Genomic DNA, 24,276 nt, shown 5'->3' with positions numbered 1-24,276 from the left:
CCCGCCTCCGCGACCCGAGCGCGACAAGCACCGCCGTCAGCCCCCGACCGACCCGAGAAGCTCCTCGAGGTCGCGCTGCGACGCAACGCCGGGGCGATACGTCTCCCCCGTGGCGGCGTAGAAGAACGCGGCGTCGACGTCCTCGGGATCCAGGCCGCGCAGGCGCGCGTAACCGAGGGCGTAGGCGGCGAGCTGCAGCGAGCGATGACGCAGGGTCGGCCCCGCCGGCTTGGCTCCGGTCTTCCAGTCGACGACCGTGAACCCGCCGCCGTCACGCGCGAAGACGGCGTCGATGCGGCCGCGCACCGCGTACCCGGCGACGACGGTCTCGAGGGCGACCTCGACGTCGACCGGTACCCGATCCGCCCACTCGCTGGCCAGGAAGTTGGTCTGCAGCACGGGCAGCATCTCGTCGGCGGCCACGTCCTCGTCACCGAAGCCAGGCAGTTCGTCGAGGTCGACTAGGGCCGCAGCACCGTAGTGCCGCTCCACCCAGGCGTGGAACGCCGTACCGCGCCGCGCCGCCACCGCCGGTTCACTCGGCATCGGGCGCCGTAGGCGCCGCGCGAACAGGTCCTTGTCGCTCGCGAGTGCGACGAGCTGGGAGGCGGACAGGTGCGAGGGCAGCACGACGTCGCTGCGCAGCCGGGTGCGTTCGCGCTGTCGTTCGGCCAGGAGCAGCTCCATCTCCTGCTCCCTGTCCTCGATCGTCCCCTCCAACCCGAGCGCCAGTTGCCCGGCCGGCTCGAGGGCCTCCCCGTTCTGCAGCCGGGTGCGCAGCGCGCGCACCTGGTCCGCGGCAGGGACGAGGTGGGCGCGTTGGTCGGCCATCGCGTCGAGCGGCCACGTCGCCGTCAGGACGTCGGCGTCGAGCGGGTTGCTCGGGCGCTCGCCGTCGACCTGCGTCGGAGGCATCTGCTCCCAGTGCAGACGCTCGATGCTCGCGCCGAGATCGGGTTCCTCGAGCAGTTCGGTGAGGAAACGAGACGTCTCGCGCGGGGTCGTGCCGCTCGCGTACCAGATCGGAGCGGTGAGCAACATGGTGCTGCGCGCGCGGGTGAAGGCCACGTACGCAAGGCGGCGTTCTTCCGTCACCGCGTGCTTAAGGCCCTGCTCGCAGAACTCGGTGAACCGGTCGGCCAGCTCGTCGGAATCCTCCGCACCCGTGACGGCGAGGGCGGGCAGCCCCTCCCTGTCACCGCGCAGATCGTAGGGGATCGACTGAAGACCACTGAGCCAGCCGCGCGCCTTGTGCGGCTTGTACTGCCACTGCTCGCCCTCGGCCCGCGTCGAACCGCCGAGGCTCGGAAAGACCCCTTCGACGAGGCCGGGCACGACGACGACGTCCCACTCGAGCCCCTTCGCGGCGTGCACGGTGAGCACCTGAACCGCATGCGGGTTGACCTCGATGGCGGGCATCTCCAGGCCGCGTTCCTCCTGCCGGGCCGCGTCGAGCCACTCGAGGAACCCCCCGAGCGTCGGACGTTGGGCCTGGACCGAGAACGTCCCCGCGATGTCGGCGAAGGCGTCGAGGTGGGCCCGGGCGCTCGACGGGTCGTACCCCGGGCGGGCAAGCACCTCGATGTCGAGACCGAGCACGCGTTCGGCCTCCCCGACGAAGTCGGCGAGCGGCAGCCCGGAGAGCAACCGGAGGCGTTGCACCGACGTGTGGAACCCCCGCAGCCGCTCACGGGCGACGTCGGAGAGGTACTCGCCGTCGCGCCCACGCCATGACGCGTCGGGCAGTTCGCCGATCGCCTCGACGAGGCTCACCTCGTCCCGCGTGTCCTGCGCGAGGTCGCGCTCGGCCCGCGCACCGCGCCTGGCCGCCTCCCCATCAGGCCCGGGTTCAGGCTCAGACGGCGCGCCCTCGCCCGCGTCGGATTCGCTGCTCGCCGGTTCGGCGCTGCCGCCCTCGGCGCGCTCCTCGGTGGCTGCCGCGGCGTCGTCCTCGTGTCGCTGGTGCAACTCCTTGGCCCACGACCCGAGCGCTGCGATGTCGGCCGCACCGAGACGCATCGCCGGGGAGGTGAGCAGGCGCATGAGATGGTCGCCGCGGCTCGGGTCGTCGACCACCCACAGCATCGAGACGAGATCGACGATCTCGGGGGTCTGCAGCAGGCCACCGAGCCCGACGGCCTCCGCGGGGACGCCCGCGTCGTGGAGGGCATCCAGCATCGGCACGAACTGAGATCGCTTGCGGCACAGCACCGCAGCGGTTCGGGGTGCCTCGCCCGGACGCAGCGGACGGCGTCGTTCGGCCACCCACTGCGCGACGGCGCGTGCCTCGTCCGCCTCCGTCAGGTAGCGGGCGGCGGCCAGGGCGCCGGGGCCTGCGTCGGGGCGGGGGCGCAACGTCGCCACGGGCACGCGCGAGGCCCTGTTCAGCGGCGCGGCGGTGACGTTGGCCGCGTCGAGGACGGCGGCGTCGTTGCGCCACGACGTCGCGAGCGAGGCGACGGGCGTGAGGTCGGATCCCGGTAGGGCGAAGGAGCGACGGAATGCCGACAGGGTCGTCGCGCTCGCGCCGCGCCAGCCGAAGATCGACTGGTGGGGATCCCCCACCGCCACGACGCCCGGACGCTGCTGCGTCTCCCCGGCGGCGAAGACGGCTGCGAGGAAGGCGATCTGCGCTGAGCTCGTGTCCTGGAACTCGTCGAGCAGCACCATGCGATAGCGCGCCCGTTCGATCGAACCGATGGCCGGGAAGTGGTCGGCGAGTTCGGCGGCGAACGCGATCTGGTCGGAGAAGTCGAGCGCCGACCTGTCCTTCTTCAGCGATTGATACCGCTCGATGAGCGGCAGGATCTGCTGGTGGCCCTTCGCCTTCGCCGTGAGCGCCTTGCCCGCGTCCCCGAGGGAACGCTTTCGCGGCGCGAACGGGATCGCGTCGAGCGAGCCGAGGAGGGAGTCGTAGTAGGCGCGCAGCTCGTCGACGCTGCGCCGATGCTCGCTCAGTTCACCCGCGGTCGCGAGGACGGCCGCCGTCACGCTCGGCAGCTTGACGGTGACCTGCGACATGTCGCCGTCCCACCCACTCGCGACCTCGTGCGCGAACTGCCACGCGGCGGCCTCCGACAGCATCCGCGCATCCGGCTCGATGCCGAGGCGCAGACCGTGCTCACCGACGATGCGCCCCGCGTACGCGTTGTACGTCGAGATCGTGGGGCTCTCGCCGAGGCTCGGCGTGCCGTCCGGATCATCGGGCGGGCTCCACAGGCCACTCGCCTCGAGCATGCGCAGGCGCTGGTTGACGCGTTCGGCGAGCTCACCGGCGGCCTTGCGGGTGAAGGTGAGGCCGAGGATCTCCTGCGGGCGCACCAAGCCGTTCGCCACGAGCCACACGACGCGCGAGGCCATCGTGTCCGTCTTGCCCGAGCCGGCTCCCGCCACGACGAGCAGCGGCTCCAGCGGCGCCTCGATGACGGCGACCTGCTCGGGTGTGTGGTGATAGCGCTCCAGCGCGTCGGCGATGGCGTCCGCGCTCAGACGAGCGGGGCGATCCTTCGCCTCGGAGCCCTGTGGCCCCGACGGGTCGCTGGTTGCTGGGGTGAGGTCGTCGGTCACAGCGTTCGGCCTTCCGGCTGGATGGGGCAGGAGCTCTTGACGGGGCACATCGTGCAGTTCGGGTTGGCGGCGGCGACGAAGGTGGCGGCGCCCATGCCGTCAGCCGTGCGTTGCATGAGGTCGAACGCCCACCCGCGGGTGCCGACGATCGGTTCGTCGACCGCCCCGGGCTCGCCGTCACTCGCGGCGTCCTCGTCGGCGACGAGGGGCGGCTGGGCCTGGACGCGAGCGGTGCTGTTCGCGCCGGTGCCGGCGGCCTGGCCGAGCTGCACGAGAGCAGCCCCGGCGCTGGGACGCCCCGGGCCGAACGCGTCTGCCTCGAGCGCGGCCTGGTAGGCGGCGAGCTGCGGGTGCGCTGCGACTTCCTCGTCCTTCGGTTTCGAGCTGCCCGTCTTGTAGTCGATGACGCGCAGCCCGCGCTCGGGGTGGTGCTCGAGACGGTCGATCGAGCCGGAGATCTTGGCTCGCCCGACGATCGCGGAGAACCGTCGTTCGGCGGCCTCGCCGGCCCATCCCGTGGCCGCCGCGTCGCCGAGGTAGCCCTGCAGCTTCTTCACCATGCTCTGAGCGCGCGCCTTCTCGCCGCGCGACACCCACGAGTCGCCGAGGCCGAGACGCGGCCACCGCTTCTCGAGCGCCTCGTCCATGAGAGCGGGTTCGTCGGCGAACTCCTCGGCGAGTTCGTGCACGAGCGTGCCGATCGTGCTCGCCCCGACCGACGGGCCGAAACCACCGTTGGTCGTGAGGAGCCAGTTGAGACCGCAGCGGTGGAATCCCTCGATCTTCGACGGGCTGACCCGCACCCACTCCTGCGGCGGGCGGACCGGCCTGTCGTCGCTGCGGCTGACGAGGGCCCACCACTGCTCGGGGTCGGCGCCCGGCACGTCGTGCTCGGCGAGGCGCGCCAGACGGCGGGCGCCCTCGTCACGGACGGCCTCGTCCTGGTCGGCGAGCATGCGTCGGGCCTCGGCGACGAGCCCGGCGAGGGTCATCGGCCGGGCGACGGGGGTGAACTCTCGCATCGCGTCGGCCGCAGCGCCCGGCGCGAGCGGGTCGACGATGTCGAGGTAGACGCTCGGTTGCTCGTCCTCGTCACGCACGGCCGTCACGACGACGTGCTCGCGCGCCCGGCTCATCGCCATCGCGAACTGCCGCGTCTCGTCGTGCCGGACGGCGGCCTGCCGCGCGGGCAGCGAGCGCCCGCGACCGCTGAGGATGTCGACGAGATCCTCCGAGCCGAGCACCGAACCGCGCAATCGCAGGTCGGGCCAGACGCCCTCCTGGACGCCCGCGACGACGACCGTGTGCCACTCGCCGCCCGCCGAGCCGGCTGCGGTGACGAGCGCGACGGCGTCTTCGTCGGGGGCTGCGGCGACGAGGCGGTCGCCCGGCACGTCCTGGCTGCGGACGTGGTCGAGGAAGTCAGCCACGCCCGCGCCGGGCAGCCGCTCGACGAACTGTGCAGCCGCTGCGAAGAGCGCGAGCAGCGCATCGAGGTCACGGTCGGCGCGGGTTCCGGAGATTCCCCCGGCCAACGCGTTCGCCTCCCACGCCTCGGCGAGGCCGCTGGCCTGCCACATCTGCCACAGCACGTGCTCGGCGTCGTCGTGGGGCGGAGCGGCCTTCAGCGCGGCCGCCCCTGCCGCGAGAACACGTGACACCCGGCGCGCAGGCGCCGCTTCGGGGCCGAGGGAGACGAGCAGCGCCGGTTCGAGCAGGCAGGCGCCGAGCAGCTCGTCGGAGACGCGGTTGCCGCCGGCGGCCAGTTCCTCACGGCGCAGCGAACGTCGCAGTCGTCGCAGCACGACCGGGTCGGCTCCGCCGAGCGGCGAGGTGAGCAGGTCGAGGGCGAGGTCGGCACTGACGCCCGCCCGCGAGGCATCGGCGTCGCCGTCGACCGGGGCCTGTTCCGAGCCACGCGTCCGGCTCGTCACGATCTCGAGGGCGTGCAGGAACGGCCGCACGGCGGGTTCGTCGCGCAGGGCCAAGGACGCCGGAGGGACGGCCACGGGCACCTTGGCCGCGTTGAGGGCGCGCCGCAGCGCCGACGTTCCGGCAGCGGCTCGCACGATGACGGCCATGTCCTTCCACGCCACCCCGTCCTTGAGGTGTGCTCGACGCAGCACCCCCGCGATGTGGGCGGCTTCCTGCGCGCCGCTGCGCAGCAGCGCGACGTCGACGCCCCCACCGGGGCGCGTGACGACGCTGCGGTGCGCGATGCCGTCGACGCTGCCGATGCGCGCGGTGACGCGTTCGACCACCTCCGCGAGCCTTCGGGGCTGACGGTGGCCGTAGCCGAGCACGAACCGTCGACTCGCGCCGTGCTGTGCCGCGACCTGCTCGAGGTAGCGCGGGTCGGCGCCGCGGAAGGCCTGCACCGTGACGTCGGGGTTGCCGAGCAGGACGAGCCGCTGACCCGGGCCGACGAGTTCGGTGAGGAAACCGACGGACGCGCGCGTGAGTTCCTGCGCGTCGTCGATGACGACGAGTCTCAGCTGGGCGCGCACCCGCTCGCGCAGCGTCTCGTTCTCGCGCAACGCCTGCGCCGCCGCACCGAGGATCCAGGCCGGGTCGAACGCTCCCGGACGTGACAGGGCGGTGACGTCGTCGTACTCGTCGAGGACGTCCGCGGCCGCGATCCACTCGTCGCGCCCGTGCTCGGCGCCGAGCCGGCGCAGGTGGTCGCTGCTGACGTCCCACTCCACCGCGCGCATGATGAGGTCGCGCAGTTCGTTGCGGAACCCGCGCGTCGTCAGCGCCTCCGCCAGATCCTCGGGCCAGGCAGGCGCCGCGCCGAGGCCGAGGCGGTGGCCTTCGAGCAGTTCCTTGAGCACGACGTCCTGCTCCGGACCGGCGAGCAGGCGCGGCGCCGGCAGGTCGTCCATCGCGGCGCGCATGCGCAGGATGCCGAACGCGAGCGCCTGCGGGGTGCGCGCGATCGGCTCGCTCGAGGTGCCGCCCACGCGGGTCGTGACGCGGGCGCGCAACGCCCCGGCTGCCACGCGCGTCGGTGAGAGCAGGACGCACTCATCGGGACGCGCACCACCCTCCACGGCCTGCGCGACGAGTTCGACGGCGAGCGTCGTCTTGCCCGTGCCGGGCGCGCCGACGACGTGGAGCACCCGATCGTCGGCCTCGAGCACGGCCTGTTGCGCAGGATCGAGATCGAGCGGCGCCGCCGCTTCGGTCTGCGTCGCGCCACGCAGCGCCGGGGTGAGACGCGTCGGATCGACGCTCGCCACGACGCCCTCGACCACGCTCGGCGGCAGCGCAGCGATCGGCAGGGCGGCCTCGCCCTGGACGGGCGCGCCGGCCGGCGTCTGCGCCGTCAAACCCTCGTGATTCGTCATGATGTCATCCCAGCACAGCGCGCCGACAACGCCGGGATTCCGCGGAATTTTTCGTCACCCACCCGTCAGAACGGAGGCACCCAACCAGCCCGACGCAGGTCGACTCCCTCACCTCGCGTCGGCGTCCCCTCCGCCTCGTACTGCTCGAACGCCTGCGCCCTCAGCGCCTCCGGCAACAGCCCCCGCGCGTTCGTCACCCGCCACCACGGCCACCCCGGCCGACCGTCCGCGAGGATGCGCCCCACCTGGCGTGCGCCCGTGCCGACGACCGCGGCGATGGCACCGTACGTCGTCACGCGCCCCGGCGGCACGTCGGTGACGACCTCGGCGACCGATTCGCTCAGTTCGTCGCGTGCCCCGCCCGTCATGCCGGCCTCATGACGCCGCCGCCAGGCCCCCACGCACACTCAGGATGCGACCCGAGCGCCTCGACGATCCGTCAGCCGCCGCATCATCGCCCGGCGTCGCATCCTGACCAGAGTCCGCCTCCCGGCCCGACGCAGCAGCATGCTCCATCGCACTCGCACCCAGCACCCCCGCGGCCGCACGCGAACGCGCACCGCGCGCACAGACGAGCACGACGTCGCGCTCCCCCACCCGCGCGTGCACGGACGCTCGCGTCGCCTCGTTCCAGCCGCCGGCCCACGGTTCGACGAACGTCTCGTCGGCGCCCACCGTCATCCATGGCGGCAACGGCGCCGCCTCGACCTCATCGGGGTTGCGCACGTCGACGAGGACGAACCCCGCGTCCGGCCACTCCTGCGGCCCGATCTCGGCCACCGCGCCTGACGCCGCCGCGCGCCCGTCGGCCCCAGGGCCACCCGCCGCACCGAGACCACCAAAACCACCAGATCCACCGAAATCAGCGAACCCTGGAGGCGCATCCACCCCCTCGAGGCCGGCAACCCCCTCGAAGTACCCCGCTTCGAGCCCACAGACGCCACACTCGGGGTCGCGCGCGACGGGCAGCGTCGCCATCGTCGCGCCGAGGGCGTCGTACAACCGGATCGCATCGCGCGCCGGAGCGCCGATGCCGGAGCACAGCTTGATCACCTCGACGGCCTGCATCGCGCCGAGCACGCCCGGCAGCACGCCGAGCACCCCCGCCTCCTCGCACGTCGCGAGCCCGGCGACGGCCTGCGGATCGGGGAAGACGCACCGATAGCACGGCCCGACTGCGGGCTCGACGACGCCGAACTGCCCTGCATACTGCGCGATCGACGCCCACACGAGCGGTACGCCGAGCAGCACGCAGGCGTCGTTGAGCACGTAGCGAGCCTCGATGCTGTCGGTGCAGTCGACGACGACGTCGACCTCGGCGACGAGTTCGAGCGCCCGCGTCACGCTGAGGCGCTCGGGCAGCGCACTCACCTCGACACCACTGTTCTGCGCCGCGACGGCGCGCTGCACCGACGTCACCTTCGCCGTGCCGATCGCGGCTTCGGTGTGGATGAGCTGACGCGGCAGGTTGGAGATCTCCACGACGTCCGGATCCATGACGACGAGGTGCCCGACGCCGCAGCCGGCGAGCGAGGAGATGACGGGTGAGCCGAGCCCGCCGGCGCCCACGACGAGCACCCGCGCCGCTGCCAACCGTCGCTGCCCGGTCACCCCGAAGCCGGCCAGCGAGTGGTGGCGCGCGTATCGTCGGGCGCCGGGATCGTCGGGCCGGGCGTCTCGCACAGGCACCTCATTCCGTGACCGGGCCACCGAGATGGCCCATGGGCGATAAAGTCGCACCCAGCTTATGACCGACGAGCAAGGAGCCTCATCCATGACCCACGTGGACGATTCGACCAAACGCGGACGCCTCCCCCGATCGGCGCGGCGAGCCCAACTCATGGAGGCGGCGCAGTCCGTCTTCGTCGAATCCGGCTACCACAGTGCGGCGATGGACGAGATCGCGGAGCGCGCCCACGTCAGCAAGCCGGTGCTCTACCAGCACTTTCCCGGCAAGCTCGACCTGTACCTGGCGCTGCTCGAGCAGCACACGCGTGAGGTGCCGCTCCTCGTGCGCGAGGCCATCGAGTCGACGTCCGACAACAGCCAGCGCGTCGCCGCGGCGATCGGCGCGTTCTTCGCCTTCGTCGAGCGCGAGGACGCGGGTTTCCGCCTCGTCTTCGAATCGGATCTGACGAACGAGCCCGCCGTCAGCGAGAAGGTCGAACGCATGCTGACGGAGACCGCGGCCGAGGTCGCCAAGGTCGTGCAGGAGGACACGGAGCTTCCGACGGAGCAGGCGACGCTCGTCGCCGTCGCCCTCGTCGGCATGTCGCAGGTCGTCGCGCGCTACTGGATCACGACGGGTTCGCCGATCCCCCGCGCGGAGGCCGCGCGCATCGTCGGTCTGCTGGGCTGGCGCGGCCTCGGCGGGTTCCCGAAGACCGGCGGGGATGAAATCGAGCGCTGAGGCGTTGCACCCATACGACGGGTGAGTCGCGCGGCCTCTCACCCCTGGGATGATTCCGGCGTCGCCGATGGGGCACGCTGATCTCACCCACACGTCCACCACTGATCGCGTTCCGCACGCGACGAGAAGGAGGAGAACCATGGAGGTTCGAATCGGCGTCCAGAACGTCGCCCGCGAGGTCGTCATCGACTCGCACGAGAACGCCGACGCGGTGCGCGAGCACGTGCGCGCGGCTCTCGACAGCGGCACCCCGCTCACGCTGAGTGACGAGCGCGGCCACAGCGTCACCGTGCCGGCTTCCGCCATCGGCTACGTCGACATCGCGGCGGAGCAGAAGGGCCGCGTCGGCTTCGGCGGCTGACGTTCACCCGAAGCGGTCACGGGCGTTCACCCCAAAGGGGTGAACGCCCGCCGTCGCGTAACGAAGGAATAACGCATCTAGCACCTCGCCGGTCTCGATGGTTGAAATGCGACCGCCGATTGGCTTAGGTGGAGACAAACGTTGGGACATACCGGAGCCCAGCCGAACTCATAGGAGACTCACCATGGGCATCATCAGCTCGATCATCGGCGGCCTCATCATCGGCGCCCTCGCCCGCCTGTTCCTCAAGGGCGACCAGAACATGGGGATCATCATGACGATCATCCTCGGCATCGTCGGCTCCGCCCTCGGCTCCTGGCTGACCACCCAGTTCGGCTACAAGAACTCCAACGGCGGCTTCGAGATCATCCCCTTCATTGTGGGCATCATCTGCGCGATGGTTCTCATCACCATCTACCTCACGCTGGTGGGTCGCAAGAACCGCGTCTGATCCGTCGCTCGCGCAGCTCCGCTGCGCAGGTGAAGAAGCCCGGCCCCTCGTGGGGCCGGGCTTCTTCGTTTCCGCGATCAGGTCAGAGGTCAGGCGCTCACGCCGTGAGCCCCAAGGCCTCCATGCGGCGCGTGTGATTCGACGTCAGTCGCTCGAACATGCGCGTCAGCTCGGCGAGGTCCGCGCCGACGCCGGAGCCGTCGTCGACGAGCAGGGCCGTCAGCCCGTCGTGGGTCGCGGCGACGCGCTGAGCCTGACTGAGGGCCTCACCGACGAGGCGGCGCCCCCACAGTGCGAGACGCGAACCCACTCGCGGGTCGGCCGCGATGGCGTCGCTGAGCACGCTCATGATGAACGCGTCCTGCTCATCGCTGTCGACGGCACGCTCGACGAGCGAACGCGTCTCGGGGTCGACGTAGCGCGCGATCTCCGAGTAGAAATCCGTCGCGATCGCGGCGCCGGCGTAGGCCTTCATGAGGCCCTCGTACCAGTCGGCGGGCGGCGTACGACGGTGCCATTCATCGATGGCGGCCGTGAACGGCTGCATCGAGTCCTCGGGCTCGACGCCGAGGGCGCGCAGACGGCCGGCGAGCTGCTCGTAGTGGTCGAAGTCGCCGCGCGCCATGCGCGCGAGCGCCAGCTTGTGGTCGAGGCGCGGGGCGCGAGCGGCGTCCGCCACCGTCGCGAAGGCGCCGGAGAGCTCGCCGTAGGCGATGACGCTCAGCAGGTCGATCACCCCCGCCCGGTACGTCTCGTCCTCGATCGTGCGTGAAGGGCTCGGATCAGGCGTCACAGGCTCGCTCATGCAGCGATCGTAGCGTGGCGTCGAACAGGTGTGGCGCGCGTGGGTAGACTCGAGATGACCACGGGTGACCGATCGGCCCCTCCCGGCACGTGCGGGCGTCATACGACAGACGCCCACTCCCGCCGCCCACCTCCGCACGCGAGGCCGCGCGGCGCGCAGACCTCCGATCGGCTCTCATCATCCCCGGCGCGGCCTCCGAGGCCCCGGGGCGACACAGGAAGCACGATCGTGATCAACGACAACCAGCCCACGGCTGCCGAGCTCGACTCCGCCGGCATCACCTCCATCGAGGCCGAAGCGGCCCCTGAGCCCATCGCCGAGCAGACATTCGCCGACTTCGGCATCCACCCCGACATCGTCGCCGCCCTCGAAGAGAAGGGGATCGTCCATCCCTTCCCCATCCAGGCGATGACGCTGCCCGTCGCGCTCTCGGGGCACGACATCATCGGCCAGGCGCGCACCGGCACCGGCAAGACCCTGGGCTTCGGAGTGCCGCTGCTCAGCCGCGTCACCGCGCCGGGTGAGACGTCGAAGGCCGCCGTCCCCGCGCCCGAGGGCAAGCCGCAGGCGATGGTCGTCGTCCCGACGCGCGAGCTCGCCGTCCAGGTCGCCTCCGACCTCGAGGCCGCCGCGAAGAAGCGCGGCATCCGCATCGCGCAGATCTACGGCGGTCGCGCGTTCGAGCCGCAGGTCGAGCGCCTCGAGAAAGGTGTCGAGGTCATCGTCGGCACGCCGGGTCGCATCATCGACCTCGCGACGCGTGGTCACCTCGACCTGGCGTACGTCGGCTGCCTCGTGCTCGACGAGGCCGACGAGATGCTCGACCTGGGCTTTCTGCCCGACGTCGAGAAGATCCTCGCAATGACGCCGGGTGGGCGTCAGACGATGCTGTTCTCCGCGACGATGCCGGGCGCCGTCGTCACCCTCGCGCGTCGTTACATGACGCAGCCGACGCACATCCGCGCCATGCAGGACGACGCGAGCGAGGCCGAGACGGCCTCCAACATCGAGCAGTTCGTCTACCGCGCGCACGCGATGGACAAGGTCGAGATGCTCGCCCGCATCCTGCAGGCGAAGGACCGCGGCCTGACGATCATCTTCAGCCGCACCAAGCGCACGGCCGCCAAGGTCTCCGACGAGCTCATCTCGCGCGGCTTCGCGGCCGCTCCGCTGCACGGCGACCTCGGCCAGGGCGCCCGAGAGCAGGCGCTGCGTGCGTTCCGTTCGGGCAAGGTCGACGTCCTCGTCGCGACCGACGTCGCCGCGCGCGGCATCGACGTCGAGGACGTCACGCACGTCATCAACTACCAGTGCCCGGAGGACGAGAAGACGTACGTCCACCGCATCGGCCGCACCGGCCGCGCGGGCAAGACGGGCATCGCCGTCACCCTCGTCGACTGGGACGACCTGCACCGCTGGGCGCTCATCAACAAGGCCCTCGACCTCGGCATCCCCGAACCCGAGGAGACGTACTCCAGCTCCGAGCACCTGTTCGAGGATCTCGAGATCCCCGCGAACGCGACCGGCAGCCTGCCCAAGTCGGCGCGCACCCGCCAAGGCCTCGACGCCGAGCGCGTCGAAGATCTTGGAGAGACGGGGCGAGGCGACTCGCATCAGCGCGGCGAGCGTCGTCCGCGCCGTGACGACGAGCGCGGCCGATCGGGGGGACGAGGCGGGCGCTCCGGTGGTCGCGGCGGCGAACGTCAGGCCTCGGGTGGCTCGAGCGAGCGTCGCCCGCGCCGTGACGCCGCGAGCACCGAGGGCTCCGGCGGTTCGTCGCAGCCGCGCCGACGTCGCCGTCGCACCCGCGGTGGCGCGGGTGAGACGTCTGCCGCCGACTGACGCACCCTCCCGGCGCGAGGCGCCCGGCGCCGTCCGCACTCGTTCAGACGTGACGCGGGCGAGCACCGGGCGCCTCGCGCCGCATTCGCGCCTGTGTCATCACTCTCAGTACGCTTCACGACAAATGAGCGTTGATCCGAAAGGGCACCCATGCCTGCCTCACCTCCGGACCCGGCCCTGACGCCGCCCGCGGCCGATGACTCGACGCCGCTACCGGCCGATTCCGCCTCGCCTCCGTCCACCCCGCCCGAAGAGCGCGACGAGCTGACGCTCGACGCACGCAACCGCGATGCCCGCGTCGAGAAGCAGGACCCGCACGAGCCCGAGTCACGGGCGTCCGAGGACCGCTCGCGCATCATCTCGGACGGTTTCGCCTCGTTCGCGCGCTGGTCGTTGCGGATCAGCATCATCATCGTCACGTTCTATCTCGTGTGGCGAGCGCTCACACCGTTCTGGGTCATCATCCTGCCGCTGATCCTCGGTCTCTTCATCACGACCGTCCTGTGGCCGCCTGCCGCCTGGTTGCGTCGCCGCGGCGTGCGCCCCGCCCTGGCGGCGCTCTCGAGCGTGCTCGGCGGATTGCTCGTCGTCGGTGGCATCATCGCCGCGATCGTCCCGACCGTCGCAGCCGAGGCGCCCGAGCTGGCACGCAAGTCGATGGAGGGCGTCTCCCAGATCCAACGCTGGTTGCAGGGCCCGCCGTTGAAGATCCCGGCGACCCAGATCGACAACGCAGTCAACGTGATCAACGAGAAGCTCAAGACGTCGGGCGATGCCATCGCCTCGGGCGTCTTCAGCGGCGTGACGACGGTCGGCAGCATCCTCGTCACCCTCGTCCTCAGCCTCATCCTCGCGTTCTTCTTCATCAAGGACGGGGACCGCTTCCTACCGTGGGTGCGGCTCGTCACGGGTGAGCGCACCGGCGCTCACGTCACCGAGGTGTTCACCCGCGCGTGGCAGACCCTGTCCGGGTTCATCCGCACCCAGGCGATCGTCTCGGCCATCGACTCGGTCTGCATCGGCATCGGTCTCATCGCATGCGGTGTGCCGCTGGCCCTGCCGCTGTGCGTCATCACGTTCTTCGGCGGGTTCATCCCGATCGTCGGTGCGACGGTCGCCGGCGCACTCGCCGTCCTCGTCGCGCTGGTGACGAAGGGGGTGACGACAGCGATCATCGTCCTCGTCATCATCATCCTCGTGCAGCAGCTCGAGGGGCACATCCTGCAGCCGCTGCTGCAGAGCCGCTCGATGTCGTTGCACCCTGTCCTCGTGCTGCTCGGCATCGCGGCCGGCTCCGAGGACCATGGCGTCATCGGCGGTTTCCTCGCCGTCCCCGTCGTCGCGACGCTGGCGGTGCTGTTCCGCTACATCGGTGAACAGGTGGACCTGCGCTCCGGCACCGTCACCGTCGCCGACCTCGAGTACCGCACCGATCGAGGGCGCATCGCGGCGCTGCGCACCGAGCGCCTCCGCCGCCTCGGCGAATGGGGCGCACGCGAGACCGACGAGGAGAAGGCTTCGCGCGAGGCCGTCGCGGACGGCGACGGCGACGCTCTCGCCGCCTCGACCACGAAGCAGCCCACGCATGGCCTGGGAGCCGTCGTGAGTGCGTTGCGTTCGCGCCTCAAACGCTGAGGGGAAGATGATCGGGTGCCCGGGTTCGAGCCGGGGCCACCTCGATCAGGCATCCGTCGACGACGCGTCCGGCGCCGGGGTGAGCAGGGCTCGCTCCGGCGCCGTCGTCATGCCCGCCGGACGCCCGGCACCCGCCGTCAGCACCGCGTCAGCGCCCGCGCACGACTCCCACGTCACTCGTCGCGAGCGCGACGAGGCGTTCGTACTGGTCGGGCTCGGTCGTGTTCTCCCCCAGTCGATTCGGCTTGCCGTCGCCGTGGTAATCGCTCGAGCCGGTGACGAGCAGATCGTGCGTCCGCGCGAGGTCGCGGGCGTGGCGCACCTGCTCGGGCGTGTGGTCGCGGTGGTGGGCCTCGAGGCCGAGCAACCCGGCGTCGATCATCTCCTCGATGACGGCGTCGTCGACGACGCGTCCACGGACGTCCGCGAAGGGGTGCGCCATGACGGGCACCCCGCCGGCCGCCCGCACGAGGGTGACGGCGCGCACCGGGTCGATGGCGTAGTGACCGGCGTGGTAGGGGCCCGAATTGCTCAACAGGTGCTCGAAGGCGGTGCTGCGATCGGGCACGACGCCGTTCGCGACGAGCGCATCGGCGATGTGGGGGCGCCCGATCGTCGCGTCCGGCCCCGCCTGCGCGAGCACCTGCTCGTACGTGATCGGCACGTCGCGTCCGAGCCGCTCGACCATGCGCTCGGCGCGCGTCACCCGCGACTCGCGGGCACGTTCCATCTCGTCGAACAGCTCTCCCTCGGGAGCCGGAAGGTAGGCGAGCAGGTGGATGCTGATGCCACGATGGCGGCAGGAGATCTCGATGCCCCGTACGACGTCGATGCCGACGCGGCGCGCGGCGTCGGCGGCGTCGTCCCACCCGCGGGTCGTGTCGTGGTCGGTGAGCGCGACGACGTCGAGCCCCGCCTCCGATGCCTCCGCGACGACGTCGGCGGGGCTCGTCGTGCCGTCGCTGCGGTTCGAGTGGGTGTGCAGGTCGATACGCATGGGTGACAGGTTAGTGTTGCTGCCCGTGAGGGCAGGCATGGGTGAGCACGCGCCGCGTCCGGTGCGGCGGGCCGTTGCCTGCATGATGGCCGGTGCGCTCGTGCAGGCCGTCTCGACGCTCGTCGCATGGCTCGATCGTGACGGCACCCGCGCTCAGACGGCGCGGCTCGCGCACGAGTTCCAGCGGCGCACCCTGCCCGCCGGTGAGTTGGAGCGGGCGACGGATCAGGCCCGCTGGTTCGGTCTCGTCACGGGCGCATTCTGCGTCGTGCTGTGGTTACTCGTGGCGCGCCTGTGTCTGCGCGGTCGCGCCTCCGGGCGCACGTGCGCGACCGTCCTCGCCATCGTCTACACCTTCACCTTCCTGCTGTCCGGCGTGCGCTCGTTCGGCCCCGGCGCCCTCATCGGTGCGGTGACGATGACGCTCGGCCTCGCGACCGTCTACCTGCTGTGGCGTCGCCCGGTGACGCCGTGGTTGTCATCACAGGGTGCTGCCCGCGCCGCGCGCCGCACACGCTGAGACCGCTCGCGTCGCTAGGGTTTCGACCATGGTGAAGCAGGGCCCCCTCGACATGACCCCGCGTGCGCTCCGCCGCTCGCTCCGTCGGGCCGCATGCGGCGTCGCAGCGCTCGTCACGGCCACCGGCCTCGTCGCGTTGAGTGCGTGCAGCTCGGGAGCCGACCCCAAGGACGTCTCGGCGACCCAGACCCCGTTCAGCGCGAGCTCCTCGGCGACGACGGCGTCGTCCAACCCGAGTGCCATCACCTCCCCCAGCCCCGGGTCCGTCGTCAGCTCGGACGGCGCGTTCAACTTCGTCGTGCCGGCTGGGTGGAATCTCACGTCCCAGCCGAAATCGGTCGCCTACCTGTCGTCGTCGACTCTCGCGCACGACGTCGCGCCCACGATCGTCGTCGCGCGTTCCAGCGTCACGCCTGCGCCCGAGCTGGAGGGCACGCTGCGCCGGGCGTCGCTGCAGGCCAAGCAGAGCGGCGCATCGGTGGCCGCCCTGCCCGACCGCACCGTCGGCGGTGAGAAGGCCGTCGGCTTCACGGCGACCTCGACGGAGAAGAACGTCGACCTCAAGCGCAGCTACGTGATGCTCGCGCATGACAAGGTGCTGTACTCCGTCACCCTGACCGGCGCGAAGGCTGACGCCGCCCGCGACGAGTCGGCGTTGACGGCGCTGCTCGCCAGCTGGTCGTGGACCAAGAAGGGTGACGCCGGCTCGACGGCCAGTGGCACGACTCCGGCGGCGGTGCCGACGACGAGCGTCGCGCCGTCGTCGTCGGGTGCGTCCTCGGCGCCTGCCTCGTCATCCGCAGCATCGAAGCCCGCCCAGAGCTCGGGCACCGCCCGCCCGCCCAGCGCAACCGCCTCGAGCACGGCCCGCTGACGCACTCCGCGCCGCTCAGGCGGCAGTGTCGTTCGTCGTCTCGCTGACGGTTCGTCGCACGACGCGCGCGGTGAGCGAGTCGGCGCCCGCGCTGACCTGACGGCCGAGCAGCGTGCCGAGCGACACGCCGACTGACAGCGTGAGGCCCATGAGGACGGCGTTGAGCAGAGTGGTCTGCCACAGGGTGTTCTCGCCCTCGGTGATGAACATCATGATGCCCCGGTAGACCGCCTGCCCCGGCAGCAAGGGCACGATGCCCGCGGTGATCAGTGCGATGCTCGGCACGTGCACCCGTGTCCCCACGAATGGTGCCAGCGCCCCGACGACGAGGGCCGCACCTCCTGCGGCGACGGGCTCGCTGGTGCCGACACCCCACATGAGCGTCCCGAACAGCAGCCACGAGAATCCGCCGGTGAGAACGGCGGCGAGCACGGTGCGCGGAGCGCAGTACGCGGAGACGGCGAAGGCACCGGCGATGAGTGCGGCTGCCACGATCTGGGTGAGAACAGAGCCGGCGAAGCTGCTGGAGCGTTCGACGATGACGAGGTCGACGCCGAAGCGCTGGGCGATGCTCAGGACGAGCAGCACGCCCGCGACGACGCCGCCGGTGAGCAGGACGACCTCATAGGTGCGCGCGCCGGCGGTCAGGTAGAAGCCGTCGAGTGTGTCCTGCGCAGCCGTCACGACGCTCATGCCTGCGAGGAGCACGACGACGCTGGAGGCGACGACCAGGGAGGGTCTCACCTGTCCGAGCCACATGATCGTCTCCGCGTGTTGGTGGACGACGAGCAGGCCGACGGCGATAGCCGTCGCGAACATCGCACCGAGCATCTGCCCGAAGAACGCGGAGACACCGGCGCGCGCGACGGCGTACTGGATGCGGTCGACGACCGCCGTGGACAGCCCGGCGACGAGGACCATGGCCGTGCTGCCGCCGAGCAGCATCGCGACGCCTGCTCCCATGAGCGCCCACGCGAAGGTGATGACGCCGCGGCGGTACACGTGCGGTTGCTCGAGGATGCGTTCGAGGGTGTAGAGGTTGTCGTCGATCTCGCCCGGGTCGTCGGGGTCGCGGGCGATGTCGCGCACGAGGGCGTGCAACGCCTCGAGCCGCGAGTAGTCGGTGCCGAAGTGCATGATGATGCGCATGACGGTGATCGGGTCGCGGTGCACGCCGCGATGCATCGAGATCGTGACGGACGTGTAGGTGATGTCGACGTGCGCGCCCTGGAGCCCGTAGGCGCGCCCGACGCGCAGCAGCGACGCGGTGGTGTCGGCCACGGATGCGCCGGTGACGAGCATCGCCTCTCCGAGGCGGAGGCAGAAGTCGATGACGGCGCGCGTGTGCCACTCGGAGACGCGGTCGTTGGTGCCGCGCACCGAGATCGGCTTCGTCGGCGGCCCGCTCGGACGGATGACGGACATCGCCCGACCGCGCACCCGCGTCGCGCCGGTACGTGGCATCCGCGGGGCGCTCGTCGTGGCCGCGGCGGGTTTCGTGGGGTGGGCCTGCACAGGGCGGCTCTCGGGGCTGCTCGGCGCGGCACGACGCGGCGCCGGCAACGGGGTCGCCGACGGCGGTGTCGGGGTGGCCTGGGGGCCGTCGGGATTCACCATGTCGCGCCTGCACCTCGTCTCGTCACTTCTGTCGGCCCAGCCATTGTGGGGGATGCGGCGAACTGGGCGCACACCGTCCGCCACATGTCGGGGGCCGGGGTGCAGAATGGACGGGTGAGTGAGAAGCAGCAGACAGCAGAGCACCGCAGCCGCCCGGGTGGGGCGGCCTTCCGAGAGTTCGTCGCCTCCGGGTGGGCGCCGCGCGGCACCGAGCCGACGCCCCGCGCCGAGGTCGCCGACCTGACGCCCGCGCGACGCGAGGCCCTCTCGGCGGCCTTCGAGGGGGCCCGTCTCGTCGTGCCCGCCGGCGGGTTGAAGGTGCGCAGCAACGATTGTGACTACGTGTTCCGCCCGCACACCGCGTTCGCGTGGCTGACGGGTCTCGGCGCGGACCGCGAGCCGGACGCCGTCTTCGTCCTGGAGCCGCTGGCCGAGGGCGGGCACGAGGCGCAGATCTTCTTCCGCCCGCTCGCCGGGCGCGACACCGAGGAGTTCTTCGGTGACAGCCGCTACGGCGAGTTCTGGGTCGGTGCGCGACCGACGCTCGAGGACATGGCGAACGAGCTCGGCATCACCGCTCGTCACATCGATGAGTTCGCCGACGCTGCGGCCAAGGACGCGGGCGCGACGGAGGTGCTCGTCGTACGTGACGCTGACGTCGACGTCACGGCGCAGGTCGAGCAGATCCGCGCCCACCTCGACGAGGCCACCACCGAGAAGGCGCAGGAGCGCGATCTGGAGCTCGGCCGGTGGCTGTCGACGGCGCGGTTGACGAAGGATGCGTGGGAGGTCGGTCAGATGCGCGAGGCGTGCGACGCGACCGCGCGCGGGTTCGAGGCCGTCGTCGCCGATCTGCCGGAGGCGGTGCGTCGCGGGCGCGGTGAGCGCTGGGTCGAGGGTGTCTTCGGCCTGCATGCACGCCATGCGGGCAACGGCGTCGGCTACGACTCGATCTGTGCGAGCGGCGATCACGCGAACACGTTGCACTGGATCAAGAACACGGGCGACATCAAGGACGGCGACCTCATCCTCGTCGACGCGGGCGTCGAGGTCGACTCGCTGTTCACCGCTGACGTGACGCGCACCCTGCCCGTCAACGGCACGTACTCCCCCGCGCAGCGTGAGGTGTACGAGGCGGTGCTCGCGGCGCAGGAGGCTGGGCTCGCGGCGGCGAAGCCGGGCGCGAAGTTCTCGGACGTGCATGCCGCGACGATCCGCGTCATCGCGGAGCGTCTGCACGGCTGGGGTCTGCTGCCTGACGGCGTCGACGTCGAGGCGACGCTCGACCCGGAGAACGGCCAGTTCCACCGTCGGTGGATGGTGCACGGTACGAGCCACCACCTCGGCCTCGACGTCCACGACTGCGCCCTTGCGCGCAAGGAGGACTACATGGACGCCGAGTTGAAGCCGGGCATGATCATCACGATCGAGCCGGGCCTGTACTTCAAGGCGGACGACGAGTTGGTGCCGGATCGTTTCCGCGGCGTCGGTGTGCGTATCGAGGACGACATCCTCATCACGGAGGACGGCAACGAGAACCTGTCGGCGTCGCTGCCGCGCGACCCCGACGATGTCGAGGCCTGGATGCGCGACGTCTGGAGCCGGTGAATCGTCCTCACGCTGATCCGGCGGGCAGATGACGAGGGCTTGCGGGCTCGCCCTCGTCATCTGCCCGCTCGGTGCGACACCGCGCGGGCGTCCAGCTCGAAAAAGGAACTGATCTGGGCAGGCGACCTGCGGCGCGGCTAGAGCTGCCGGGCGCCCGACGGTGTGCGGCCGCGATGCCGCAGAGCGCGACATCACGAGGCACCGGCCCCGCCGGTGAACACCATCGACGCGGACGCCGAAACGCCCGCATCCGCCGAGTTCTCGACCGAGCCTGCGAGGTCGAGAACGAGAAGCGGGTGCGGGCGTTTCGGCCCGAACGGCCGGCGCACCGAGCGAACACGACGGCCGGGGCGCATGCGCCCCGGCCGACGGTGAGCCGGAAGCTGGCCCGTGAGAGGAATCAGTACACGCTGACGGCTTCGCCGATGTAGAGCAGCTTGGAGCCGATGAGGAAGTCCTGTGCGGCGCAGGACATGCGGCAGCAACCGTGGGAGGCGGGGTAGGCCGGGATGTCGTTGGAGCCGTGCAGGGCGATGCCGCCGTTGAAGTAGAACGGGCGGTAGAGGCCACCGAGGGCGCCGTAGTCCCAGCCGGAGGTGACGGAGCGGTACGTCTTGTATTCACCGGAGGGCGTGACGGCCTTGATGCGTCGGCCGTAGTAGGTGAAGGTCTGGCCGTTGCCGGTCGAGGTGTTGAAGATGTACTTGACGGAGCCGCCGCGCACGACCATGACGATCTGGCGGCTCTTGTCTACCTCGATGCGGTTGCCGCCGCGACGGCTGCTTGGACGGACGCCGCGGTTCAGCGCATCCCATGAGCGGGCGCCGACGACGCCGTCGCGGGCGAGGCCTGCGACCTTCTGCACGGCGAGGACTGCCTGCTTGGTCTGGGCGCCGAAGGCGCCGTCGGGGTTGCCGCACCAATAGCCGAGGGCGTTGAGGCGCTTCTGGAGGGTGGTGACCGCGCTGCCCTTGCTGCCGGTCTGCAGGACGGGGTTCGCGGCGGACGCCGTGCCCGAGCCGATGAGGCCGACGACGGCGAGCGTGCCGGTGGCGCCGGCGCCGGTGACGATGGCGCGGCGGCTGATTTCGTGGTGCTGCATGTCACTTTCCCTTCGATCGAGATCGTGGTGAGCGATCTGGGCTCTGGCGCGGCCCGTGTACGTCTGGGACGCGCGCCGGCCGATCTCGGTTTCCCCCCCGGCTCGTCGTGAGTCGTGCAGAATCCGTACCGGTTCACCGATTCCTCATCATGCCAGAGGTCGTGGTAATGGGGGCGGGCTCGACGGCGGCGTCCTGCGCCGCGATGCGCAGCTGCCGACGGGCGGGTGGGGATCGTTCTCCGCGTCGTTGCAGGGGTGCGACGCAGTCTCACAAGAGCTGCGGGCCTCGGCTCACGGCGATTCGCGCCCGTCGTTCGCAACGAAATCGTGATGAAACAATGAGGGTATGACTGCCGCGAAGCCTGCCACCGACCGTCTTGTCACCGAGGCCCTCGCCAAGTCGGGGTTGCTGTGGATCACCTCGACTGCCGGCTCGGCGCCGGTCTGGCACGTCCACCTCGCCGGGGTCGCGTACACGGTGAGCGGCCCGGGCGAGCAGTTCTCCCCCGAGCACCTCGGCCGCGTCGAGGTGGTGGCGCGTTCGAAGGAGTCCCGCGCTCGCCTCGTCTCCTTCGAGGCGGACGCCGACGTCATCACGCCCGAGGACGAGGTGTGGGAGGTCGCGACATTCGCCCTCAAGGCCGGGCGGCTCAACGCGCCGGCCCACGACATCGTCGCGCGCTGGGCGCAGGAGTGCCGTGTCACGCGCTTCACCCCCGACCTGGCGACGGTGGTGCTGCGCGGTGAGCGCCTTGATGCGCCGGCGCAAGATGACGCAGAGACCTCGGCCACTGCGGAGGCGGAGGAGACCACGTCCCGGCCGGCGCCGGCAGCAGCGAGAGCGGCGTCCGGGTCGAGAGCGACGCCCGCGAAGAATGCCGCGGCAGGTGCCTCCCCGGAGGCGCAGACGAGCCCCGCCGCGGCGCAGAGCGCTCCCGCGGCCGATCTCGGCACGAGCGCGCCGGGCGAACCGCGCCCCGCCGCTGCCGCCGCGGAGCGTGAGCACCGCGCCGCCGTGCGTGCCGAGGAGGCGACGCCGGAACCCGGCGGGTCCAGCAAGCCCGCCGACCCAGCGAACGCCCAACCGGGCGTCGATAGGGTGAATCCGTGAGCACCCGTGTCTTCGTCGCCCGTCTCGTCGGCCTCACCGTCTTCGACCCTCTCGGCGACCGCGTCGGGCGGGTGCGTGACGTCGTCGTCGTGTTCGGCAAGAACCCGAGCCCGCGCGTCATCGGCCTCGTCGTCGAGGTCGTGCAGCGGCGCCGCGTGTTCCTGCCGCTGACGCGCGTGACGTCGATCGATGCGGGCAAGGTCATCACGACGGGCCTGGTCAACATGCGCCGCTTCGAGCAGCGTCACAACGAGACGCTCGTATGCGCCGAACTCTTCGACCGCCAGGTGACGGTCCGCGAGCCGGACGGCGATACGTTCACCGGCACCGTCGAGGACATGGCGATGGAGCAGAACCAGCGTCGCGACTGGGACATGACGAAGGTGTTCGTCCGTGCGCAGGAGCAGTCGTCGGGCGCCTCGCGCGCCATGCACCGTCTGACGCGTCGGCGCACCGGATCGACCAGCCTGCACGACATCCGTGATGTCTACGGCCTCAACCGGCAGCACACCGAGCAGTCGGCTGAGCGGCTGCTCGAGACGTACGACGACCTGCGCGTCGAGGATCTTGCCGAGGTCATCCACGACCTGACGCCGAAGCGTCGCGCCGAGGTGGCGCGCGCCCTCGACGACGGCACGCTCGCCGATCTACTCGAAGAGTTGCCCGAGGACGACCAGGTCGAGATCATTGCCGCCCTCGACACCGAGCGCGCGGCCGACGTCCTCGAGGCGATGGAGCCCGACGACGCCGCCGACCTGCTCGGTGATCTGCCGCCCGAGACGGCCGAGGATCTGCTGCAGCGCATGGAGCCGGCCGACGCCGCTCCCCTGCGCCGGCTGCTCACGTACGACGAGAACACCGCGGGTGGTCTCATGACGACCGAACCGGCCATCCTGGGCCCGGAGGCGACGATCGCCGAGGCCCTCGCCGTCGTGCGCCGTGAAGAGGTCGCGCCGGCGCTCGCGTCGGCCGTGTTCGTCGTGCGCCCGCCGCTCGAGGTGCCGACGGGGCGCTTCCTCGGCATGGTGCACACGCAGCGGCTGCTGCGCGAACCGCCGCACACGTCGCTCGGCAACGTCGTCGACTCGACCGTCGACCCGGTCAACGTCGACGCGCCGCTCGGCGAGGTGACGCGCACCCTCGCGCAGTACAACCTCGTGTCGCTGCCGGTCGTCGACGACGACGGGCGCCTGCTCGGCGCTGTCACCGTCGATGACGTGCTCGACCACATCCTTCCCGAGGACTGGCGCGAGGAGCGCCATGACTTCCGCCAGGACAAGACCTTTCCGGGGGTGACGCAGTGAGCCGCGAAGTGGGTTCGCGCCGTGAGCGCGGGCGTGACGAGAAGCGGGACGAGCGTCGCGACGCCAAGGAATCCCGGGAGGAATCGCGTCGCAAGGAGGCATTGAAGGAGGCTCGTCGGGACTCACGCGACGAACGCGACGCCGCCGGCCGCCTCGATCAGCCGCAGGAGAAGCGGGCGCGCGTGCTGCCACGCATCGACCTCGACTCCGAGGGCTTCGGCGTCGCGAGCGAGAAGTTCGCGCGCTACATGGGTACGGCGAACTTCCTCATCCTGATGTCGGGCTTCATCATCATCTACGTGGTGGTCAACATGACGCCACTGAAGTTCGACGAGTACCCGTTCGTCTTTCTCACGCTCCTGCTGTCGCTGCAGGCCTCGTACGCGGCGCCGCTCATCCTGCTCGCGCAGAACCGTCAGGACGATCGCGACCGCGTCGCCATCGAACAGGATCGCTCGCGCGACGAGCGCAACCTCGCCGACACCGAGTTCCTCACCCGAGAGGTCGCCTCGCTGCGCCTCTCGATGCGTGAGACGGCGACGCGTGACTTCGTGCGCTCCGAGCTGCGTTCGCTGCTCGAGGAGATGGAGGAGCGCGGCATGCTCGCCACGCCTGATGCCGAGGACGACGATGCCGGCTCGTCGAAGCAGGAGAAGAAGGCCGCGAAGAAGCAGGCCAAGAAGGACGCGCGCCCGGAGGCATGAGGGCGCGAGGGCCCGGGT

The 24,276-nt window shown here is 71.0% G+C and carries 19 protein-coding genes; 11 read left to right on the top strand and 8 right to left on the bottom strand.

The window, feature by feature from the left end; genetic code table 11:
• Window positions 1–36 precede the first annotated feature (36 nt).
• From EDC82_RS04215 to EDC82_RS04200, 4 genes are all read right to left on the bottom strand, one after another.
• On the bottom strand, window positions 37–3,567 hold the full coding sequence (locus EDC82_RS04215; protein WP_082740612.1) for an ATP-dependent DNA helicase: 3,531 nt from the start codon (window positions 3,565–3,567) through the stop codon (window positions 37–39).
• Entirely contained in the window at window positions 3,564–6,917 is a 3,354-nt protein-coding gene (locus EDC82_RS04210; RefSeq protein WP_062257097.1) for an ATP-dependent DNA helicase, read from the bottom strand. The genes EDC82_RS04215 and EDC82_RS04210 overlap by 4 nt, the downstream gene beginning before the upstream one ends.
• A 65-nt stretch (window positions 6,918–6,982) precedes the next feature.
• The gene (locus EDC82_RS04205; RefSeq protein WP_074040398.1) at window positions 6,983–7,285 is read right to left on the bottom strand and encodes an MGMT family protein; all 303 of its coding nucleotides are present in this window, start codon (window positions 7,283–7,285) and stop codon (window positions 6,983–6,985) included.
• 7 nt (window positions 7,286–7,292) lie between these two features.
• Complete coding sequence (locus tag EDC82_RS04200; protein ID WP_160126185.1) at window positions 7,293–8,600, bottom strand: HesA/MoeB/ThiF family protein; 1,308 nt, start codon at window positions 8,598–8,600, stop codon at window positions 7,293–7,295.
• Window positions 8,601–8,691: 91 nt separating this feature from the next.
• Here EDC82_RS04200 and EDC82_RS04195 point away from each other — a divergent pair, with 91 nt between their 5' ends.
• The 3 genes from EDC82_RS04195 to EDC82_RS04185 all read left to right on the top strand — a co-directional run bounded on the left by EDC82_RS04195 (window position 8,692) and on the right by EDC82_RS04185 (window position 10,139).
• Window positions 8,692–9,327 (top strand): TetR/AcrR family transcriptional regulator, encoded by a 636-nt coding sequence (locus EDC82_RS04195; protein WP_038567284.1) that lies wholly within the window; start codon window positions 8,692–8,694, stop codon window positions 9,325–9,327.
• A gap of 139 nt (window positions 9,328–9,466) precedes the next feature.
• Window positions 9,467–9,688, top strand: a complete 222-nt coding sequence (locus EDC82_RS04190; RefSeq protein WP_006943432.1) for a DUF3107 domain-containing protein — start codon at window positions 9,467–9,469, stop codon at window positions 9,686–9,688.
• A gap of 184 nt (window positions 9,689–9,872) precedes the next feature.
• A complete protein-coding gene (locus tag EDC82_RS04185; RefSeq protein WP_006943429.1) occupies window positions 9,873–10,139 on the top strand; it encodes a GlsB/YeaQ/YmgE family stress response membrane protein in 267 nt (88 codons plus the stop codon).
• Between the two features lie 97 nt (window positions 10,140–10,236).
• Here the strand turns inward: EDC82_RS04185 and EDC82_RS04180 are convergent, their stop codons facing one another.
• Window positions 10,237–10,944: a ferritin-like fold-containing protein gene (locus EDC82_RS04180; RefSeq protein WP_062257092.1), complete on the bottom strand. Its 708-nt coding sequence runs from the start codon at window positions 10,942–10,944 to the stop codon at window positions 10,237–10,239.
• A 228-nt stretch (window positions 10,945–11,172) separates the two neighbouring features.
• Here EDC82_RS04180 and EDC82_RS04175 point away from each other — a divergent pair, with 228 nt between their 5' ends.
• Window positions 11,173–12,786, top strand: coding sequence for a DEAD/DEAH box helicase (locus EDC82_RS04175; RefSeq protein ID WP_006943420.1), 1,614 nt, complete (start codon window positions 11,173–11,175; stop codon window positions 12,784–12,786).
• 150 nt (window positions 12,787–12,936) lie between these two features.
• A complete protein-coding gene (locus tag EDC82_RS04170) occupies window positions 12,937–14,421 on the top strand; it encodes an AI-2E family transporter (RefSeq protein ID WP_006943440.1) in 1,485 nt (494 codons plus the stop codon).
• 148 nt (window positions 14,422–14,569) lie between these two features.
• Here EDC82_RS04170 and EDC82_RS04165 read toward each other — a convergent pair whose 3' ends face one another.
• Window positions 14,570–15,418, bottom strand: coding sequence for a PHP domain-containing protein (locus tag EDC82_RS04165; protein ID WP_062257090.1), 849 nt, complete (start codon window positions 15,416–15,418; stop codon window positions 14,570–14,572).
• Between EDC82_RS04165 and EDC82_RS04160 the strand changes: the two genes are divergently transcribed.
• Together EDC82_RS04160 and EDC82_RS04155 are read left to right on the top strand one after the other, a co-directional pair.
• The gene (locus EDC82_RS04160; RefSeq protein WP_143181232.1) at window positions 15,417–15,938 is read left to right on the top strand and encodes a hypothetical protein; all 522 of its coding nucleotides are present in this window, start codon (window positions 15,417–15,419) and stop codon (window positions 15,936–15,938) included. The genes EDC82_RS04165 and EDC82_RS04160 overlap by 2 nt on opposite strands.
• A gap of 28 nt (window positions 15,939–15,966) precedes the next feature.
• Entirely contained in the window at window positions 15,967–16,812 is an 846-nt protein-coding gene (locus tag EDC82_RS04155) for a hypothetical protein (protein WP_062257088.1), read from the top strand.
• Window positions 16,813–16,827: 15 nt separating this feature from the next.
• Here EDC82_RS04155 and EDC82_RS04150 read toward each other — a convergent pair whose 3' ends face one another.
• Window positions 16,828–18,429, bottom strand: a complete 1,602-nt coding sequence (locus tag EDC82_RS04150) for a threonine/serine exporter family protein (protein ID WP_082740607.1) — start codon at window positions 18,427–18,429, stop codon at window positions 16,828–16,830.
• Between the two features lie 114 nt (window positions 18,430–18,543).
• Between EDC82_RS04150 and EDC82_RS04145 the strand changes: the two genes are divergently transcribed.
• Entirely contained in the window at window positions 18,544–20,037 is a 1,494-nt protein-coding gene (locus tag EDC82_RS04145) for an aminopeptidase P family protein (protein ID WP_062257084.1), read from the top strand.
• A gap of 400 nt (window positions 20,038–20,437) precedes the next feature.
• Here EDC82_RS04145 and EDC82_RS04140 read toward each other — a convergent pair whose 3' ends face one another.
• Window positions 20,438–21,139 (bottom strand): L,D-transpeptidase family protein, encoded by a 702-nt coding sequence (locus EDC82_RS04140; protein WP_006943417.1) that lies wholly within the window; start codon window positions 21,137–21,139, stop codon window positions 20,438–20,440.
• 346 nt (window positions 21,140–21,485) lie between these two features.
• Between EDC82_RS04140 and EDC82_RS04135 the strand changes: the two genes are divergently transcribed.
• The 3 genes from EDC82_RS04135 to EDC82_RS04125 are packed head-to-tail and all read left to right on the top strand — an operon-like array spanning window position 21,486 to window position 24,258.
• Complete coding sequence (locus EDC82_RS04135) at window positions 21,486–22,250, top strand: hypothetical protein (protein ID WP_062257083.1); 765 nt, start codon at window positions 21,486–21,488, stop codon at window positions 22,248–22,250.
• Entirely contained in the window at window positions 22,247–23,554 is a 1,308-nt protein-coding gene (locus tag EDC82_RS04130) for a magnesium transporter MgtE N-terminal domain-containing protein (protein ID WP_062257081.1), read from the top strand. The genes EDC82_RS04135 and EDC82_RS04130 overlap by 4 nt, the downstream gene beginning before the upstream one ends.
• Complete coding sequence (locus EDC82_RS04125) at window positions 23,551–24,258, top strand: DUF1003 domain-containing protein (protein ID WP_369815064.1); 708 nt, start codon at window positions 23,551–23,553, stop codon at window positions 24,256–24,258. The genes EDC82_RS04130 and EDC82_RS04125 overlap by 4 nt, the downstream gene beginning before the upstream one ends.
• The last annotated feature ends 18 nt before the right edge of the window (window positions 24,259–24,276 follow it).

Source organism: Dermacoccus sp. SAI-028 (assembly GCF_004346775.1).
Lineage (GTDB): Bacteria > Actinomycetota > Actinomycetes > Actinomycetales > Dermatophilaceae > Dermacoccus > Dermacoccus nishinomiyaensis.
The sequence above is the reverse complement of the archived record's forward strand: the minus strand, read 5'-3'. Positions and strand labels throughout refer to the sequence as shown.